Origin of the sequence: Streptococcus suis YS56 (assembly GCF_000440115.1) — a bacterium.
Lineage (GTDB): Bacteria > Bacillota > Bacilli > Lactobacillales > Streptococcaceae > Streptococcus > Streptococcus suis_L.
The window spans coordinates 63,157-76,844 of sequence record NZ_ALMY01000013.1; the positions used below are offsets into that span (position 1 = coordinate 63,157).

Genomic DNA, 13,688 nt, shown 5'->3' on the forward strand with positions numbered 1-13,688 from the left:
GAGAGTCTATGTTGCAAGAAAAACGTAGAGAAGCCACTATGCGGGTTATCGGTGATAAAATTAGAACCTTCACACGTGTAGAAAAAGCCTTCTATTCAAGCATCGTATTATCTGGATTAGCCCTTGCCATAGGAATTATCTTTATGCAAACGCGGCTTTTGCAGCTTCAATCTGGGATGGCCAAAGTCAATCAAGATATTAGCCAAAAACAGATTGAAATCAACGATGCAAAGCAAGCTGTCAATGAATTGACACGTTCAGCTCGATTGATGGAAATTGCTGAAAAAGCTGGATTAACTTTTAATAATGACAATATTGGAGTAGCCGAATAATGCCCAGAAGAAATAATAAACTCTTGCGGTATGTCTTGAAAAAACGATATGTTCCGTCAAAAAATCGTCGAAGAGTAGGACAGAGCCTACTTCTTTTGACGGTTTTCGTCTTTTTTCTCTTTTTAATTAACTTTGCCTATATTATCGGAACCGATAGTAAATTTGGGGTGGATTTGTCAGAAAGAGCTGATGCGGTACACCAGCGTGAAGTTACCGTTCAAGCTAAACGGGGGACGATATACGACCGTACAGGAATTCCTATTGCAGAAGATTCAACGACCTATACAGTCTATGCCATCATTGACACAGAATATGTGTCAGAACTGAAAAAAGTTTTGTATGTGCAGTCTTCTCAGTTCAGCAAAGTAGCAGAAATCTTTAAAAAGCATCTCGGAATGGAGACGGCTTATGTTATGGAGCAGCTGAATCAACCTGAACTGAAGCAGGTATACTTTGGGACGTTAGGCAAGAACATCTCCTATAGTACGATGTCTTCAATCCAAGAAGAGATGAAGGCGGCAGGTATTGAAGGGATTGCCTTTAACGCTAGTCCAGGACGGATGTATCCGAATGGAAATTTTGCTTCAATTTTTGTCGGGTTAGCTAATCCGGTTGAAAACAAGGATGGTAGTCATAGTTTACAGGGTGTGAGTGGTTTGGAATATTATCTGAATGATATTCTGGCTGGTCAAGATGGAAAGGTTATCTACGAGAAAGATAGCCAAGGCCGTGTCCTACCTGGAACAGAAAAGGTTGAAACGGAGACAGTAAATGGGCAGGATGTCTATACGACAATTTCAGCCGATCTGCAACGTTCTCTTGAAACCAATATGAATACCTTCTTTGATAACGCCAAAGGGCGATATGCGAATGCAACTTTGGTTTCAGCCAAGACGGGTGAAATACTGGCGACGACCCAAAGGCCAAGCTATGATTCAGATACCAAAGAAGGTCTAGGCCAAGAAGGACTGCTAGAGCGGTCACTCTTATACCAAGAAGCGTTTGAGCCTGGTTCAACAATGAAGGTGCTAACAGTAGCGTCAGCTATCGATAATGGAACCTTTGACCCAAATGCCTATTATACCAATAATGAGTACGTTATCGCAGACGCGAAAATCAATGACTGGACCCTCAATGCAGGTTATTCAGCTGTGACTCTCAATTATGCGCAAGGCTTCTCCCTATCCAGTAACGTTGGGATGACCTTATTGCAGCAACAGATGGGAGATGAAAAATGGCTAAATTACCTCGCTAAATTCCGCTTTGGCTACCCAACGCGTTTTGGTATGGGGGACGAGGCGCCAGGAATGGTACCAGGGGACAACATTGTTTCTATCGCCATGTCATCGTTTGGTCAGGGTATTTCTGCAAACCAGGCACAGATGCTTCGTAGTTTTACCGCCATTGCGAACAACGGTATTATGCTAGAGCCTAAATTCATCTCAGCTCTTTATAATCCTAATACAGATACAGCTAGAGTTTCTTCGAAAGAAGAAGTGGGAAATCCAGTTTCTGAACAAGCTGCCGATGATACACTTCGCTATATGATTAATGTCGGTACGGACCCTGTTTATGGTACGCTCTACTCACATGACTTACAGGGGCCTGCAATTCAAGTTGATGGCTATGACATTGCAGTTAAATCAGGTACGGCGGAAATTGCCAGCGAAGATGGTCAAGGGTATATTAAAGGTGCCTACATCAACTCTGTAGTAGCCATGATCCCTGCTGAGGACCCTGAATTTATCATGTATGTGACCATTCGCCAACCGGAAGTATTAAATGTCCTGTCTTGGCGTGACATTGTCAGTCCTACATTGAAAGAAGCGATGCTGTTGAAAGACAATTTGAATCTGGATTCACCTGCGCCAGCATTGACCCGGGTTGCTAATGAGACAGAGTATCAATTGCCAGACCTCATTGGTAAGGCACCAGGCGAGTCGGCTGAGGAACTTCGCCGTCAATTAGTTCAACCAGTTATCCTTGGAAACGGTGCTGAAATTAAAAAAGTTTCAGTCGAAAAAGGAAGTAACGTAATCGCCAACCAACAGGTTCTACTCCTGACAAATAAATTCGAAGAAATGCCAGACCTGTACGCAATCACCAAAGAGAATATGGATATATTTGCTGAATGGACTGGTATCGAAGTGACCTATAAAGGAACGGGTTCAAAAGTAGTCGACCAAAGTGTAGAGGTTGGTACCGCTTTGAATAAAACCGAGAAAATAACAATAACCTTAGGAGACTAACATGCAATTCGCACTTATGTCGGGATTGGTAGCTTTTCTAGCAACCGTTCTCTTAATCCCACGATTTATTACATTTTATCAAGCCAAACGCATCGAGGGGCAACAGATGCACGAAGATGTGAAACAACATCAGTTTAAGGCAGGTACACCAACAATGGGGGGAACAGTTTTTCTCGTTGTTGCGATTCTTGTCAGCTTGTTGTTTGCAACGGCCTTTCAACTGTTGACGGGTGGTGTCCTTGCCATCCTCTTCATCCTTGCCCTTTATGGTGTAGTAGGATTTTTGGATGACTTTTTAAAAATTTTCCGTAAAATAAATGAAGGTCTTAATCCTAAACAAAAGCTTGCTCTACAAATTTTAGGAGGTATTGTCTTCTACTTTGTACACGTAAGAGGAGCAGGTGGCGGAGAATTGAATGTATTTGGTCACATGGTACATTTGGGAGTTCTTTATTTCCCATTTGTTCTGTTCTGGCTGGTCGGTTTTTCAAATGCAGTTAATTTGACAGATGGTATTGATGGATTGGCTTCTATCTCAGTTGTTATCAGCCTTCTAGCTTACTCTGTCATCGCCTTCAATGAGCAAAAATTTGATATTCTTCTAGTTTGTGTGACCATGATTGGTGGCTTGCTCGGTTTCTTTGTTTATAACCGTAAACCAGCGAAGATTTTTATGGGTGATGTGGGAAGTTTGGCACTTGGTGGCATGCTAGCGACTATTTCCATTGCCCTCCGTCAAGAATGGACACTTCTTCTAATCGGTCTGGTTTATGTTATTGAAACGTCCTCTGTTATGTTGCAAGTTTCATATTTTAAATACACCAAAAAACGCTTTGGAGAAGGTCGTCGTATCTTCCGTATGACTCCTTTTCATCACCATTTGGAGCTTGGAGGTTTGACCGGAAAAGCTGAAAAATGGAGCGAGTGGAAAGTTGACTTTTTCCTCTGGTCAGTCGGTCTCATCATGAGCTTGATTACCCTAGCTATTCTTTATCTATAAAATGTCAGAAACAGCAGAAATGCTGTTTTTGTGCTATAATAGAAGGCAGTATAATTAAGAACCTGTATTCACAGTTCAAGGTTTCCATATAGGACTAGTTTTCAAACTACTCATCGTTAGTTTTTTCAAAGTACAATCGGTAAAACGACTTTATTAGCGAAAATGATCTCTTATATAAGCACTTTGCTTGTGAATACAGCTTCCAAAGAGGGAACTATGAAATTTACAGATATGAAACTCAAGCCTTATATTCAGGAGGCTTTGAAAGAAATTAACTTTGTCCAGCCGACAGAGGTTCAGGAGAAATTGATTCCTGTTGTTTTGTCAGGGCGAGACTTGATTGGGGAATCAAAAACAGGTTCGGGTAAGACCCATACCTTCTTGATCCCGATTTTCCAAAAATTAAATGAAGAATTGGACCAAGTTCAGGCTGTTATTACAGCTTCATCACGAGAACTGGCTACTCAGATTTATCAAGCGGCTCGTCAGTTGGCTAGTCATTCGGACATGGAAGTTCGTGTGACCAATTATGTTGGTGGTACAGACAAGAACCGTCAGATTGACAAGCTCCAAGCTGGTCAACCTCATATTGTTGTCGGGACACCGGGGCGTATCTATGATTTGGTCAAATCAGGTGACCTTGCTATCCATAAAGCCAAAACCTTTGTGGTGGATGAGGCAGATATGACCTTGGACATGGGCTTTTTAGAAACAGTTGATAAGATTGCTGGCAGCCTGCCAAAAGACTTGCAATTTATGGTCTTTTCAGCGACCATTCCGCAGAAACTCCAACCGTTTTTGAAAAAGTACTTATCCAATCCAGTCATGGAACAAATCAAGACCCATACGGTGATTTCAGATACCATTGAAAACTGGTTGATTTCAACCAAGGGGCGTGACCGTAATGCTCAAATCTTGGAAGTAACCAAGCTCATGCAACCTTACTTGGCCATGATTTTCGTCAATACAAAGACACGTGCAGATGAATTGCATAGCTATTTGACTGCGAATGGTCTACGCGTTGCAAAGATTCATGGGGACATTCCTCCACGTGAACGCAAGCGGATTATGAACCAGGTGAAGAACTTGGATTATCAATATATTGTAGCGACAGACTTGGCAGCACGTGGTATTGACATTGAAGGTGTCAGCCATGTCATCAATGATGCCATTCCTCAGGACCTTTCCTTCTTTGTTCACCGTGTGGGGCGCACAGGTCGTAATGGTTTATCAGGCATTGCCATTACCCTTTATCAGCCAAGCGATGATGCAGATATTCGAGAGCTAGAAAAACTCAATATCAAATTCTTGCCAAAAGAAATGAAAAATGGCGAATTTGTCGATACCTACGACCGTGACCGCCGTGCTAACCGTGAAAAATCTCGTGAAAAACTAGATTTGGAAATGATTGGCTTGGTCAAGAAGAAAAAGAAAAAAGTCAAACCGGGCTACAAGAAGAAAATTCAATGGGCTGTTGATGAAAAACGTCGCAAGACCAAGCGAGTTGAAGCGCGTGCAAAAGGTCGTGCAGAACGTAAAGCCAAGCGTCAAACCTTTTAAAGTAATCGAGGAAAAAGATGTTACAAAACATTCTAAGTTTTTATTTACAAGGATTGCTAATAGCTTCCCTGTTGATTATCACTTCTAGTCTGGTCTGGTTTATCTGGCGTGCGACAAAGGGTGTGGATAAAACCTTGCAAGAACGACAAGATTTCTTGTTTGATTTGTTGATGATTAATGTGATGACAATTCCCATTGTAGCCTTTGGAGTGGTGGGAATCTTATTAATGTTTAAAGTGTAGAAGGAAAAAGTATATGTACGATACAGTTGTAATTGGTGCGGGTCCTGCGGGGATGACTGCAGCTCTTTATGCAGGGCGTAGCAATTTAAAGGTAGCTCTTTTGGAACGTGGTATTTATGGTGGTCAGATGAACAATACCGCGGAAATTGAAAACTATCCTGGCTACGACCATATTTCAGGTCCTGCCTTGGCTGAGAAGATGTTTGAACCTCTGGAAAAATTCGGAGTAGATCATATTTTTGGGACCTTGGTGCGAATTGAAGAAGATGGTCCGATTAAGAAAATCATTACAGAAGACGGTGTACTGGAAACCAAAACAGTCATTTTAGCTATGGGAGCTAAACACCGTTTGTTGGGTGTTCCTGGAGAGGATACTTACAATAGCCGTGGTGTTTCCTACTGTGCGGTCTGTGACGGTGCCTTCTTCCGTGGTCAGAAACTCTTGGTCGTAGGTGGCGGTGATTCAGCGGTAGAAGAAGCCCTTTTCTTGACACAATTCGCAGAATCTGTGACCATTGTTCACCGACGTGACCAACTCCGTGCCCAAAAAGTTATCCAAGACCGTGCATTTGCCAATGAAAAAATCAATTTCATTTGGGACAGCGTTGTTGAAGAAATAAAGGGAGATGATTTACGGGTTCAAAGTGTCCGAATTAAAAACGTGAAAACAGAGGAAGTCAGTGAATTGGACTTTGGTGGTGTCTTTGTTTACGTTGGTTTGGATCCGATGACAGATTCCGTTGCGGATTTGGGCATTACAGATGAAGCGGGATGGATTATCACTGATGAAAAAATGGCAACCAGCCAGCCTGGTATTTATGCCATTGGCGACATCCGCCAAAATCAACTCCGTCAGATTGCGACTGCTGTTGGAAATGGAGCAGTTGCTGGTCAGGAAGTCTATAACTACATCACAGAACTAGCTGAATAGGGGAATTCAATGTTTCATATTTACGATATTCAGAAAAATCCAGATGGAATTTCTTTTGAGAAAACTTTAGACTTACAGGAAGAATTGCAGGCTCGAAATGGTGAAGTTCTAGGCTTGTCGCCAGTCCAAGTCACTGGAAATATCCGCTTTGAATCAGGTTTCTTTTTCTTGGACTATCAGATGACTTATGATATTACCTTGGCATCCAGTCGTTCTCTGCAACCAGTTGTTTTGCATGAGGTCCAAAACGTCAATGAACTCTTCGTTGCTAATGAAGCAGTTCTTAAAGAACAAGATTTGATTGATGAGGATATGGTGCTGGTAGTAGAAGATGACCACATTGTCCTTGATGAGAGTGTAGCAGATAATATTTTACTGGCTATACCAATCAAAGTCTTGACACCTGAAGAAGAAGCTGGACAGGAACTACCATCTGGTCAAGCTTGGGCTTTAATGACTGAGGAAGATTTTCAACAAAAAGCTCAAGAGAAAAAAGAAGCCAATAGTCCTTTTGCCCAATTACAAGGCTTATTTGGAGATGAGGACTAACTCAGATTGGCAAGATAGTTAAATTATCTGAAAATTCTTGTCAATTTTAAGCTTTCGGTGTATAATAAAAGAGATACAAATTAGAGGAGTAAACAAATGACTAAAGCAAATTTTGGTGTTGTAGGGATGGCCGTTATGGGCCGCAACCTTGCGCTTAACGTTGAATCACGTGGCTATTCAGTAGCCATTTACAACCGCTCTGCTGATAAAACAGAAGATGTTGTTGCAAGCAACCCAGGTAAAAACTTGGTACCAAGTTACGATGTGGAAAGCTTTGTGGCATCTATCGAAAAACCACGTCGCATTATGCTTATGGTTCAAGCTGGTCCTGGTACAGATGCAACCATTCAAGCGCTCTTGCCACACTTGGATGAAGGTGACATCTTGATCGATGGTGGTAATACCTTCTACGAAGACACTATTCGTCGTTCAAAAGAATTGGCAAACTCAGGTATTAACTTCATCGGTACAGGTGTATCTGGCGGTGAAAAAGGTGCCCTTGAAGGTCCATCTATCATGCCTGGTGGTCAAAAAGAAGCCTACGAATTGGTGGCAGATGTCTTGGAAGAGATTTCAGCAAAAGCACCAGAAGATGGAGCACCATGTGTGACTTATATCGGTCCAGATGGAGCTGGTCACTACGTGAAAATGGTCCACAACGGTATCGAGTATGGCGATATGCAGTTGATTGCGGAGTCTTATGACCTCATGCAACACTTGCTTGGCTTGTCAGTTGATGAGATGGCTGACATCTTCACTGAGTGGAACCAAGGCGAATTGGATAGCTACTTGATTGAAATCACAGCAGATATTTTGAAACGTAAAGACGACCAAGGTCAAGATGGACCAATCGTTGACTACATTTTGGATGCGGCTGGTAACAAGGGAACTGGTAAATGGACAAGCCAATCATCACTTGACTTGGGTGTGCCATTGTCATTGATTACAGAATCCGTATTTGCTCGCTATATCTCAACCTACAAAGATGAGCGTGTGGCAGCAAGTAAGGTTCTTCCAAAACCAGCTTCGTTTGCATACGAAGGCGACAAGGCTGAATTGGTAGAAAAAATTCGTCAAGCATTGTACTTCTCAAAAATCATGTCTTATGCACAAGGTTTTGCACAATTGCGCGTAGCATCAAAAGAAAACAACTGGAACTTGCCATTTGGTGAAATTGCAAAAATCTGGCGTGCGGGTTGTATCATCCGCGCTCGCTTCTTGCAAAAAATCACAGATGCCTACGGACGTGATGAAGACTTGGCAAACTTGCTCTTGGATGAGTACTTCCTTGATGTAACAGCTAAGTATCAACAGGCAGTTCGTGATGTCGTTGCCTTGGCAGTTCAAGCAGGAGTTCCTGTACCAACATTCTCAGCAGCTATTACCTACTTCGATAGCTACCGTGCTGAAAACTTGCCAGCGAACTTGATTCAAGCACAACGTGACTACTTTGGTGCTCACACTTATAACCGTAAAGATAAAGAAGGAATCTTCCATTACGACTGGTATAGCGAATCAAAATAGAAAAGATGGGCGTGGAAGCGCCCTTCTTTCTAGTCATAATACGATTCCTACACCATTTGAAAGAATAGAAAAGGATGGACAATGGCTAAGAAAATTTTGATTGCTGGTAAAGAACGCAATCTCTCGCATTTTGTTTCCATGGAATTGCAGAAAAAAGACTATCTTGTTGATTATGCATCGACAGGGAAAGAGGCTATGTCCTTGGCACATGAAACGGATTTTGACTTGATTCTGATGAGTTTTCAGCTTTCAGACATGTCCAGTAAGGAATTGGCCACGGAACTGTTAGCGATAAAACCAGCCACGGTCATGATTGTGGTAGTTGAGCCGACAGAAGTTAGTCAATATGGGGAAGAAGTCCTCTCTTATGCTGTTTCCTACGTAGTGAAGCCCTTCGTCATCAGTGATTTAGTGGAGCAAATCTCTGCGATTTTTCGTGGTCGTGATTTTATTGACAATAACTGTAAACAGGTTCACATGCATGCGGCCTATCGTGATTTGAAGGTTGATTTTCAAAATCGAACAGTGACTCGAGGTGATGAATTGATTAATTTGACCCGCCGAGAGTATGATCTGTTGGCGACCTTAATGAATAGCCCAGAGCCTGTTAGTCGAGAACAACTTCTTGAGCGTGTTTGGAAATATGAAGCGGCTTCTGAGACCAATGTCGTCGATGTATATATTCGCTATCTACGTGGTAAACTGGATTTGCCACATCAAGATTCGTATATTAAAACGGTTCGTGGTGTCGGATATGCCATGCGCGATTGATTTAGAGTAGAGAGGAGGGAAGCTTTCCCTCTTTCTTTTTCTATAAGCGTGTGATAAAATAATAGCCAATAAGTAAGAATGGAAAAGTTATGAATACATCATTTAAAGAAAAAGTCATATTGATACTCTTATCTGGAGCGACATTGTTAGCTGTTCTCAACTGGTCAAGTATTTATGGGGCTATTCAACAATTATTAGGCAGTATGAATTCGCTTTTTATTGGAGCTATTTTTGCCTTCATCCTCAATGTTCCCATGAAAAAATTAGAAGATCAGTTTGAAAAAATTTCTTTTTTAAAGAAATCCAAGCGGTCTTTGGCAATTGTTGGAGTATTAATTGGATTTGCTTTAATTGTGACAGGACTGGTGGTGATTGTTCTTCCTACATTGGTGACGACTGTTTCAGAACTGGTTTCGGTTAGTAGCACAGCCATTCCAAAATCGGTAAATGCCCTAACTAATTTTCTTGAATCAAATGGTCTTTTGTCGGGACAAATCGGAGACCAGATTGCCAGCTTTTTGGATCAGTTGAAGAATTTAACACTTATTTCAAGTTTGGTCACACCGATTTTATCTGGCTTGGTGTCCAATGTGACGGGGATTTTTTCGAACACTATGACGTTGATAATGGCTTTCTTCTTCACTCTAGCGATTTTAGGGAGCAAGGAACACTTGCAGGCGATGACGAGAAAGTTCTTGCAGGCTACCTTGCCAGAGAAGGCTGTCAGAGTAGTGAACTATATTGGAGAAGTTATTGTTGATACCTATGACCGATTCTTGATGAGTCAGATTGTTGAGGCGTGTATTATTGGGACACTTGTCTTTGTTAGTTATTCGCTCTCAGGAATTCCTTATGCCAGCATGGCTGGTATTTTAGCTGGGGTCCTATCGTTTGTACCTTATATCGGTCCCTTTTCAGCGTGTTTGATTAGCGCTCTCTTTGTGGCGGTACAAAATCCGCTCTTGGCACTCTGGTCTATCGTACTCTTCCAGATTCTTCAGTTGATTGAAGGGAATGTGATTTATCCGCGCGTGGTTGGTCAATCAGTTGGTCTTCCTACCCTATTTACTCTGGCTGCAGCCCTGATTGGTGGTAATTTGTTTGGCCTACTTGGTATGGTCTTCTTTACCCCAATTTTTGCGGTTGTCTACCGCTTGGTTCGTGAATGGGTTGCCAGTCGATTGAAGAAGCAAGGTGAATTATTGGTAGAAAGTGAGTAATTCTCGCTTTCTTTTATTTTTGTCATTTTTATGCTATACTGAAGTGATAAAGTTTATGTAGGAGAAAGAGTATGCGTTGTCCAAAATGTCAGAGTTTGAAATCAAGTGTCATTGATAGTCGTCAGGCTGAAGATGGCAATACCATCCGTCGTCGTCGTTCCTGCGATCAATGTGGTCAACGTTTTACCACCTATGAACGGATTGAAGAGAAAACTCTAGTCGTTGTGAAAAAAGACGGAACTAGAGAGCAGTTTTCACGTGAAAAGATTTTCAATGGGATTATTCGTTCTGCTCAAAAGCGCCCTGTGTCAACCGATGATATTGATGAAGTGGTGAATCGGATTGAACAGAAGGTTCGAGCACAAGGTGATAGTGAAATAGAATCCGATGTCATTGGGAATTTGGTAATGGAAGAATTGGTCGAATTGGATGAAATCACCTATGTGCGTTTTGCATCGGTTTATCGTTCTTTCAAAGATGTTGGAGAGCTAGAAAATTTGCTTAAGCAGATGATTTCCAAAGGAAGTAAGGTAAAACCGGGAAAAAAAGATGAAACCAAATGATTTATTTGCCTATATAAAAATCAGCCCGTTTACACCTGATATTGTCAGTCTTAGCCAATGCTACCAGCCGATTATCGGTTTTGATGCATTAGCGCTTTATTATTACTTTTATAGTTTTGCCGATCAAGAGCAAGGCCGTTACAAATGGACTGTCATTCTCAATCACATGGATTTTGGGATGCATCGTTTGGAGAAGGCTCTGGATGTTCTGACTGCCATGGGGCTCCTAGAACTCTATCGTGCAGATGAATTAACAGGTTTGGTGCTACAAGCCCCTCTGACCGTAAAAAGTTTTCTAGCGAAACCCTTGTATAAGAACTTGTTGGCAAGGAAGATTGGGGAGTCAAGTATGGAGAATCTGCTTGTTTACCTACCCAATCAGGAACAGAATATCTCAAAAACATTTTCTCAGGTCTTTACAATGGATGGGCAGGCTCCAGTTGTTTTTGAACCGAAACATGATTTTGACTGGTCTGCCTTCAAGGCCTTGATGGCCAAGGACAAGCTTCTTTTTCAGGATGAAGCTGAGGATATTATTGCGCTTAGTTACATAGCAGAGCAGGCAGAGTGGACCTGGTTGGAAACCTATCGTCAGGCTAAAGCAACAGCTATTGGACAGACAATCTCGACCAAACGTTTGCAGCAATCACGCCAGTCATTGCCAAAAGAAAACGCCAGCCTCACTGCCCAAGAACAAGCTATTGTTCGTGAAGCGAAATCAAAATCCAGCCTAACCTTCCTGTCCTTTATCAAGGAGCAACGGAAGGCAGCGGTGACCGCAACAGAACGAAAATGTTTGACGGATTTGGCCAATTTGGGTCTGCTTGATGAAGTTATCAATGTCTTGGTTCTCTATACCTTTAACAAGGTGGACTCAGCCAATCTGAATGAAAAATACGCAATGAAGCTGGGCAATGATTTTTCCTACAAGGGAATTGGTAGTGCAGAGGCAGCTGTTGTCTATCTCAGGGATTTGAAAGCTGGTCAACCACAAAGTAGACCCAAGCCAGAAACCAAAACCAATGTGCCTGAGTGGAGTAAGGAAGAGGTTCAACAAGGACAAACGGCGGAAGGTCAAGCTAGATTAGCTGCTCTTTATCGCGAATTAGAAGAAATGGAAAACAAAGGAGGTAGCTGATGAAATCAGTTCAAGACAGGTTGTCGCAAACAACCAATCCAAGTCCAAAATCTTATCAGCAACTCTATAAGGAGATAGTGAATGATCCTGAAGTCGCTGCTTTTATCAAAAAAGAAGGTTTGACCCAGCAGGAAATCACCCTCTCCATTTCTAAGTTTTTGGAATATATCAGCCAGCGGGGCCTCTTTGTCAAACAGGATGAATCCTATATTGCTAAGGGGTATCAACCAGTTTTGGTTATGAATGAGGGCTACGCGGATGTTTCCTATCTTGAGACAGAAGAATTGGTCGAATACCGTCGTTTGGAAGCTATCAAGAACCGTATCCAGCTCATTAACATGCCGGCAAGTTTGAAAAATGTAACCGTGGCGGATATTGATAAGAGTGATGAAAATCGTGTGGAAGTCATGTTGGCCATTGCGGATTTTGTCAAACGCTTTGAAGAAAAGCCAAAAGGTCTTTACATCTATGGCAATTTCGGTATTGGTAAAAGTTATTTGATGGCTTATTTAGCCAATTTGTTGTCCAAGACCCATCTTCAATCTACCACCATGCTCCACTATCCGACCTTTGTTGTCGATATAAAAAATGCCATCAAGGATGGTTCTGTCAAGGAGCGGATTGATGAAATCAAGATGGCTCAGGTCTTGGTGCTAGATGACATTGGAGCGGAGCAACATAGTCCGTGGGTACGTGACGATGTTCTGCAGGTCATTCTGCAATACCGTATGCAGGAGAATTTACCGACCTTCTTTACGTCCAATTTTTCCCTTGATGATTTGGAGCGTCATTTCGCCTCTGGTAAGTCTGGTGATGAGACCTGGCAGGCCAAACGGGTTATGGAGCGGATTCGCTATCTGGCTCGCGATTTGCATTTGAAAGGAAATAACCGCCGATGAATGAAACCATTGATTTGATGCTGAACCATACTTCCGTCCGTCGTTTTACGGAAGAGCCCATTGAGACGGAACATCTGCAAGCTATTATTTCAGCAGGACGAGCTGCATCTAGCTGGAAGAATTTCCAGTCTTATTCCATCATTGTGGTGCAGTCGGAGGAGAAAAAACAGGCTCTCTACGATTTGGTACCTCAGCCAGCTATCTTGCAGGCTCAGGCCATTCTGGTTTTTGTGGGCGACCATAATCGTGCCAGCAAGGCGGCTCAACTCCATGGTTCAGACTTTGATGTCAAAGGAACAGAGAATCTCCTGATTTCTTCTGTTGATGCGAGCCTAGCAGGGCAAAACGCCCTCTTGGCAGCGGAAAGCTTAGGTTACGGTGGCGTCTTTATCGGTATGGTTCGCCATAAGGCCTTGGCAATAGCAGAGCTGTTCAACTTGCCAGATTATACCTATCCAATTTTCTGTATTGCCCTGGGTCGACCAGCCCAAAACCATCCTGTCAAACCACGTTTGGCAAGTGAAGTTATTGTTTTCCAAGAAGAATATGTGGAGCAAGGTGTGGAAGTCATTCAAGCCTACGACCAAGTTCAGACAGACTATGCAGGTGCCCGTCAGACAGAAACCTGGTCGGAGCGTTTGATTGCCCAGTTTGGTCAGCCAGAGCAGCCTGAAACGAGGGCTCTATTAGAAAAAAATAAATTATTGTAA

The 13,688-nt window shown here is 42.4% G+C and carries 14 protein-coding genes; all 14 read left to right on the forward strand.

The genetic code is table 11. The features are described 5' to 3' along the window. Positions 1-8 precede the first annotated feature (8 nt). Positions 9-332 (forward strand): cell division protein FtsL, encoded by a 324-nt coding sequence (ftsL, locus tag SST62_RS0102160; protein ID WP_002937992.1) that lies wholly within the window; start codon positions 9-11, stop codon positions 330-332. Further along, the gene (pbp2X, locus tag SST62_RS0102165; RefSeq protein WP_029186136.1) at positions 332-2,581 is read left to right on the forward strand and encodes a penicillin-binding protein PBP2X; all 2,250 of its coding nucleotides are present in this window, start codon (positions 332-334) and stop codon (positions 2,579-2,581) included. Before ftsL ends, pbp2X begins: the two co-directional genes overlap by 1 nt. A gap of 1 nt (position 2,582) precedes the next feature. Then, positions 2,583-3,581 (forward strand): phospho-N-acetylmuramoyl-pentapeptide-transferase, encoded by a 999-nt coding sequence (mraY, locus tag SST62_RS0102170; RefSeq protein ID WP_002937990.1) that lies wholly within the window; start codon positions 2,583-2,585, stop codon positions 3,579-3,581. Between the two features lie 216 nt (positions 3,582-3,797). Further along, positions 3,798-5,141, forward strand: a complete 1,344-nt coding sequence (locus SST62_RS0102175) for a DEAD/DEAH box helicase (RefSeq protein WP_029186137.1) — start codon at positions 3,798-3,800, stop codon at positions 5,139-5,141. A 17-nt stretch (positions 5,142-5,158) separates the two neighbouring features. Continuing rightward, positions 5,159-5,383: a DUF4059 family protein gene (locus tag SST62_RS0102180; protein WP_029186138.1), complete on the forward strand. Its 225-nt coding sequence runs from the start codon at positions 5,159-5,161 to the stop codon at positions 5,381-5,383. Positions 5,384-5,396: 13 nt separating this feature from the next. Next, the gene (trxB, locus tag SST62_RS0102185) at positions 5,397-6,314 is read left to right on the forward strand and encodes a thioredoxin-disulfide reductase (RefSeq protein ID WP_029186139.1); all 918 of its coding nucleotides are present in this window, start codon (positions 5,397-5,399) and stop codon (positions 6,312-6,314) included. Between the two features lie 9 nt (positions 6,315-6,323). After that, positions 6,324-6,863 carry a YceD family protein gene (locus SST62_RS0102190; RefSeq protein WP_029186140.1) on the forward strand — a complete coding sequence of 180 codons (540 nt, stop codon included), beginning with the start codon at positions 6,324-6,326 and terminating at the stop codon, positions 6,861-6,863. 96 nt (positions 6,864-6,959) lie between these two features. After that, positions 6,960-8,387, forward strand: a complete 1,428-nt coding sequence (gndA, locus tag SST62_RS0102195; RefSeq protein WP_029186141.1) for an NADP-dependent phosphogluconate dehydrogenase — start codon at positions 6,960-6,962, stop codon at positions 8,385-8,387. A gap of 81 nt (positions 8,388-8,468) precedes the next feature. After that, entirely contained in the window at positions 8,469-9,158 is a 690-nt protein-coding gene (locus tag SST62_RS0102200) for a response regulator transcription factor (RefSeq protein ID WP_012027645.1), read from the forward strand. Positions 9,159-9,247: 89 nt separating this feature from the next. Continuing rightward, positions 9,248-10,378, forward strand: a complete 1,131-nt coding sequence (locus tag SST62_RS0102205) for an AI-2E family transporter (RefSeq protein WP_024394981.1) — start codon at positions 9,248-9,250, stop codon at positions 10,376-10,378. 71 nt (positions 10,379-10,449) lie between these two features. Continuing rightward, positions 10,450-10,941 carry a transcriptional regulator NrdR gene (nrdR, locus tag SST62_RS0102210; RefSeq protein WP_002938341.1) on the forward strand — a complete coding sequence of 164 codons (492 nt, stop codon included), beginning with the start codon at positions 10,450-10,452 and terminating at the stop codon, positions 10,939-10,941. Next, the gene (locus tag SST62_RS0102215; RefSeq protein ID WP_029186142.1) at positions 10,928-12,079 is read left to right on the forward strand and encodes a replication initiation/membrane attachment protein; all 1,152 of its coding nucleotides are present in this window, start codon (positions 10,928-10,930) and stop codon (positions 12,077-12,079) included. Before nrdR ends, SST62_RS0102215 begins: the two co-directional genes overlap by 14 nt. Further along, a complete protein-coding gene (gene dnaI / locus SST62_RS0102220; protein WP_029186143.1) occupies positions 12,079-12,978 on the forward strand; it encodes a primosomal protein DnaI in 900 nt (299 codons plus the stop codon). Before SST62_RS0102215 ends, dnaI begins: the two co-directional genes overlap by 1 nt. Next, positions 12,975-13,688, forward strand: a complete 714-nt coding sequence (locus tag SST62_RS0102225; RefSeq protein ID WP_029186144.1) for an NADPH-dependent oxidoreductase — start codon at positions 12,975-12,977, stop codon at positions 13,686-13,688. Before dnaI ends, SST62_RS0102225 begins: the two co-directional genes overlap by 4 nt.

Excerpts from the sequence above, each read along its gene's own strand:
- ftsL (WP_002937992.1), top strand. The coding sequence starts at position 9 with ATGTTGCAAGAAAAACGTAGAGAAGCCACTATGCGGGTTATCGGTGAT.
- pbp2X (WP_029186136.1), top strand. The coding sequence starts at position 332 with ATGCCCAGAAGAAATAATAAACTCTTGCGGTATGTCTTGAAAAAACGA.
- mraY (WP_002937990.1), top strand. The coding sequence starts at position 2,583 with ATGCAATTCGCACTTATGTCGGGATTGGTAGCTTTTCTAGCAACCGTT.
- SST62_RS0102175 (WP_029186137.1), top strand. The coding sequence starts at position 3,798 with ATGAAATTTACAGATATGAAACTCAAGCCTTATATTCAGGAGGCTTTG.
- SST62_RS0102180 (WP_029186138.1), top strand. The coding sequence starts at position 5,159 with ATGTTACAAAACATTCTAAGTTTTTATTTACAAGGATTGCTAATAGCT.
- trxB (WP_029186139.1), top strand. The coding sequence starts at position 5,397 with ATGTACGATACAGTTGTAATTGGTGCGGGTCCTGCGGGGATGACTGCA.
- SST62_RS0102190 (WP_029186140.1), top strand. The coding sequence starts at position 6,324 with ATGTTTCATATTTACGATATTCAGAAAAATCCAGATGGAATTTCTTTT.
- gndA (WP_029186141.1), top strand. The coding sequence starts at position 6,960 with ATGACTAAAGCAAATTTTGGTGTTGTAGGGATGGCCGTTATGGGCCGC.
- SST62_RS0102200 (WP_012027645.1), top strand. The coding sequence starts at position 8,469 with ATGGCTAAGAAAATTTTGATTGCTGGTAAAGAACGCAATCTCTCGCAT.
- SST62_RS0102205 (WP_024394981.1), top strand. The coding sequence starts at position 9,248 with ATGAATACATCATTTAAAGAAAAAGTCATATTGATACTCTTATCTGGA.
- nrdR (WP_002938341.1), top strand. The coding sequence starts at position 10,450 with ATGCGTTGTCCAAAATGTCAGAGTTTGAAATCAAGTGTCATTGATAGT.
- SST62_RS0102215 (WP_029186142.1), top strand. The coding sequence starts at position 10,928 with ATGAAACCAAATGATTTATTTGCCTATATAAAAATCAGCCCGTTTACA.
- dnaI (WP_029186143.1), top strand. The coding sequence starts at position 12,079 with ATGAAATCAGTTCAAGACAGGTTGTCGCAAACAACCAATCCAAGTCCA.
- SST62_RS0102225 (WP_029186144.1), top strand. The coding sequence starts at position 12,975 with ATGAATGAAACCATTGATTTGATGCTGAACCATACTTCCGTCCGTCGT.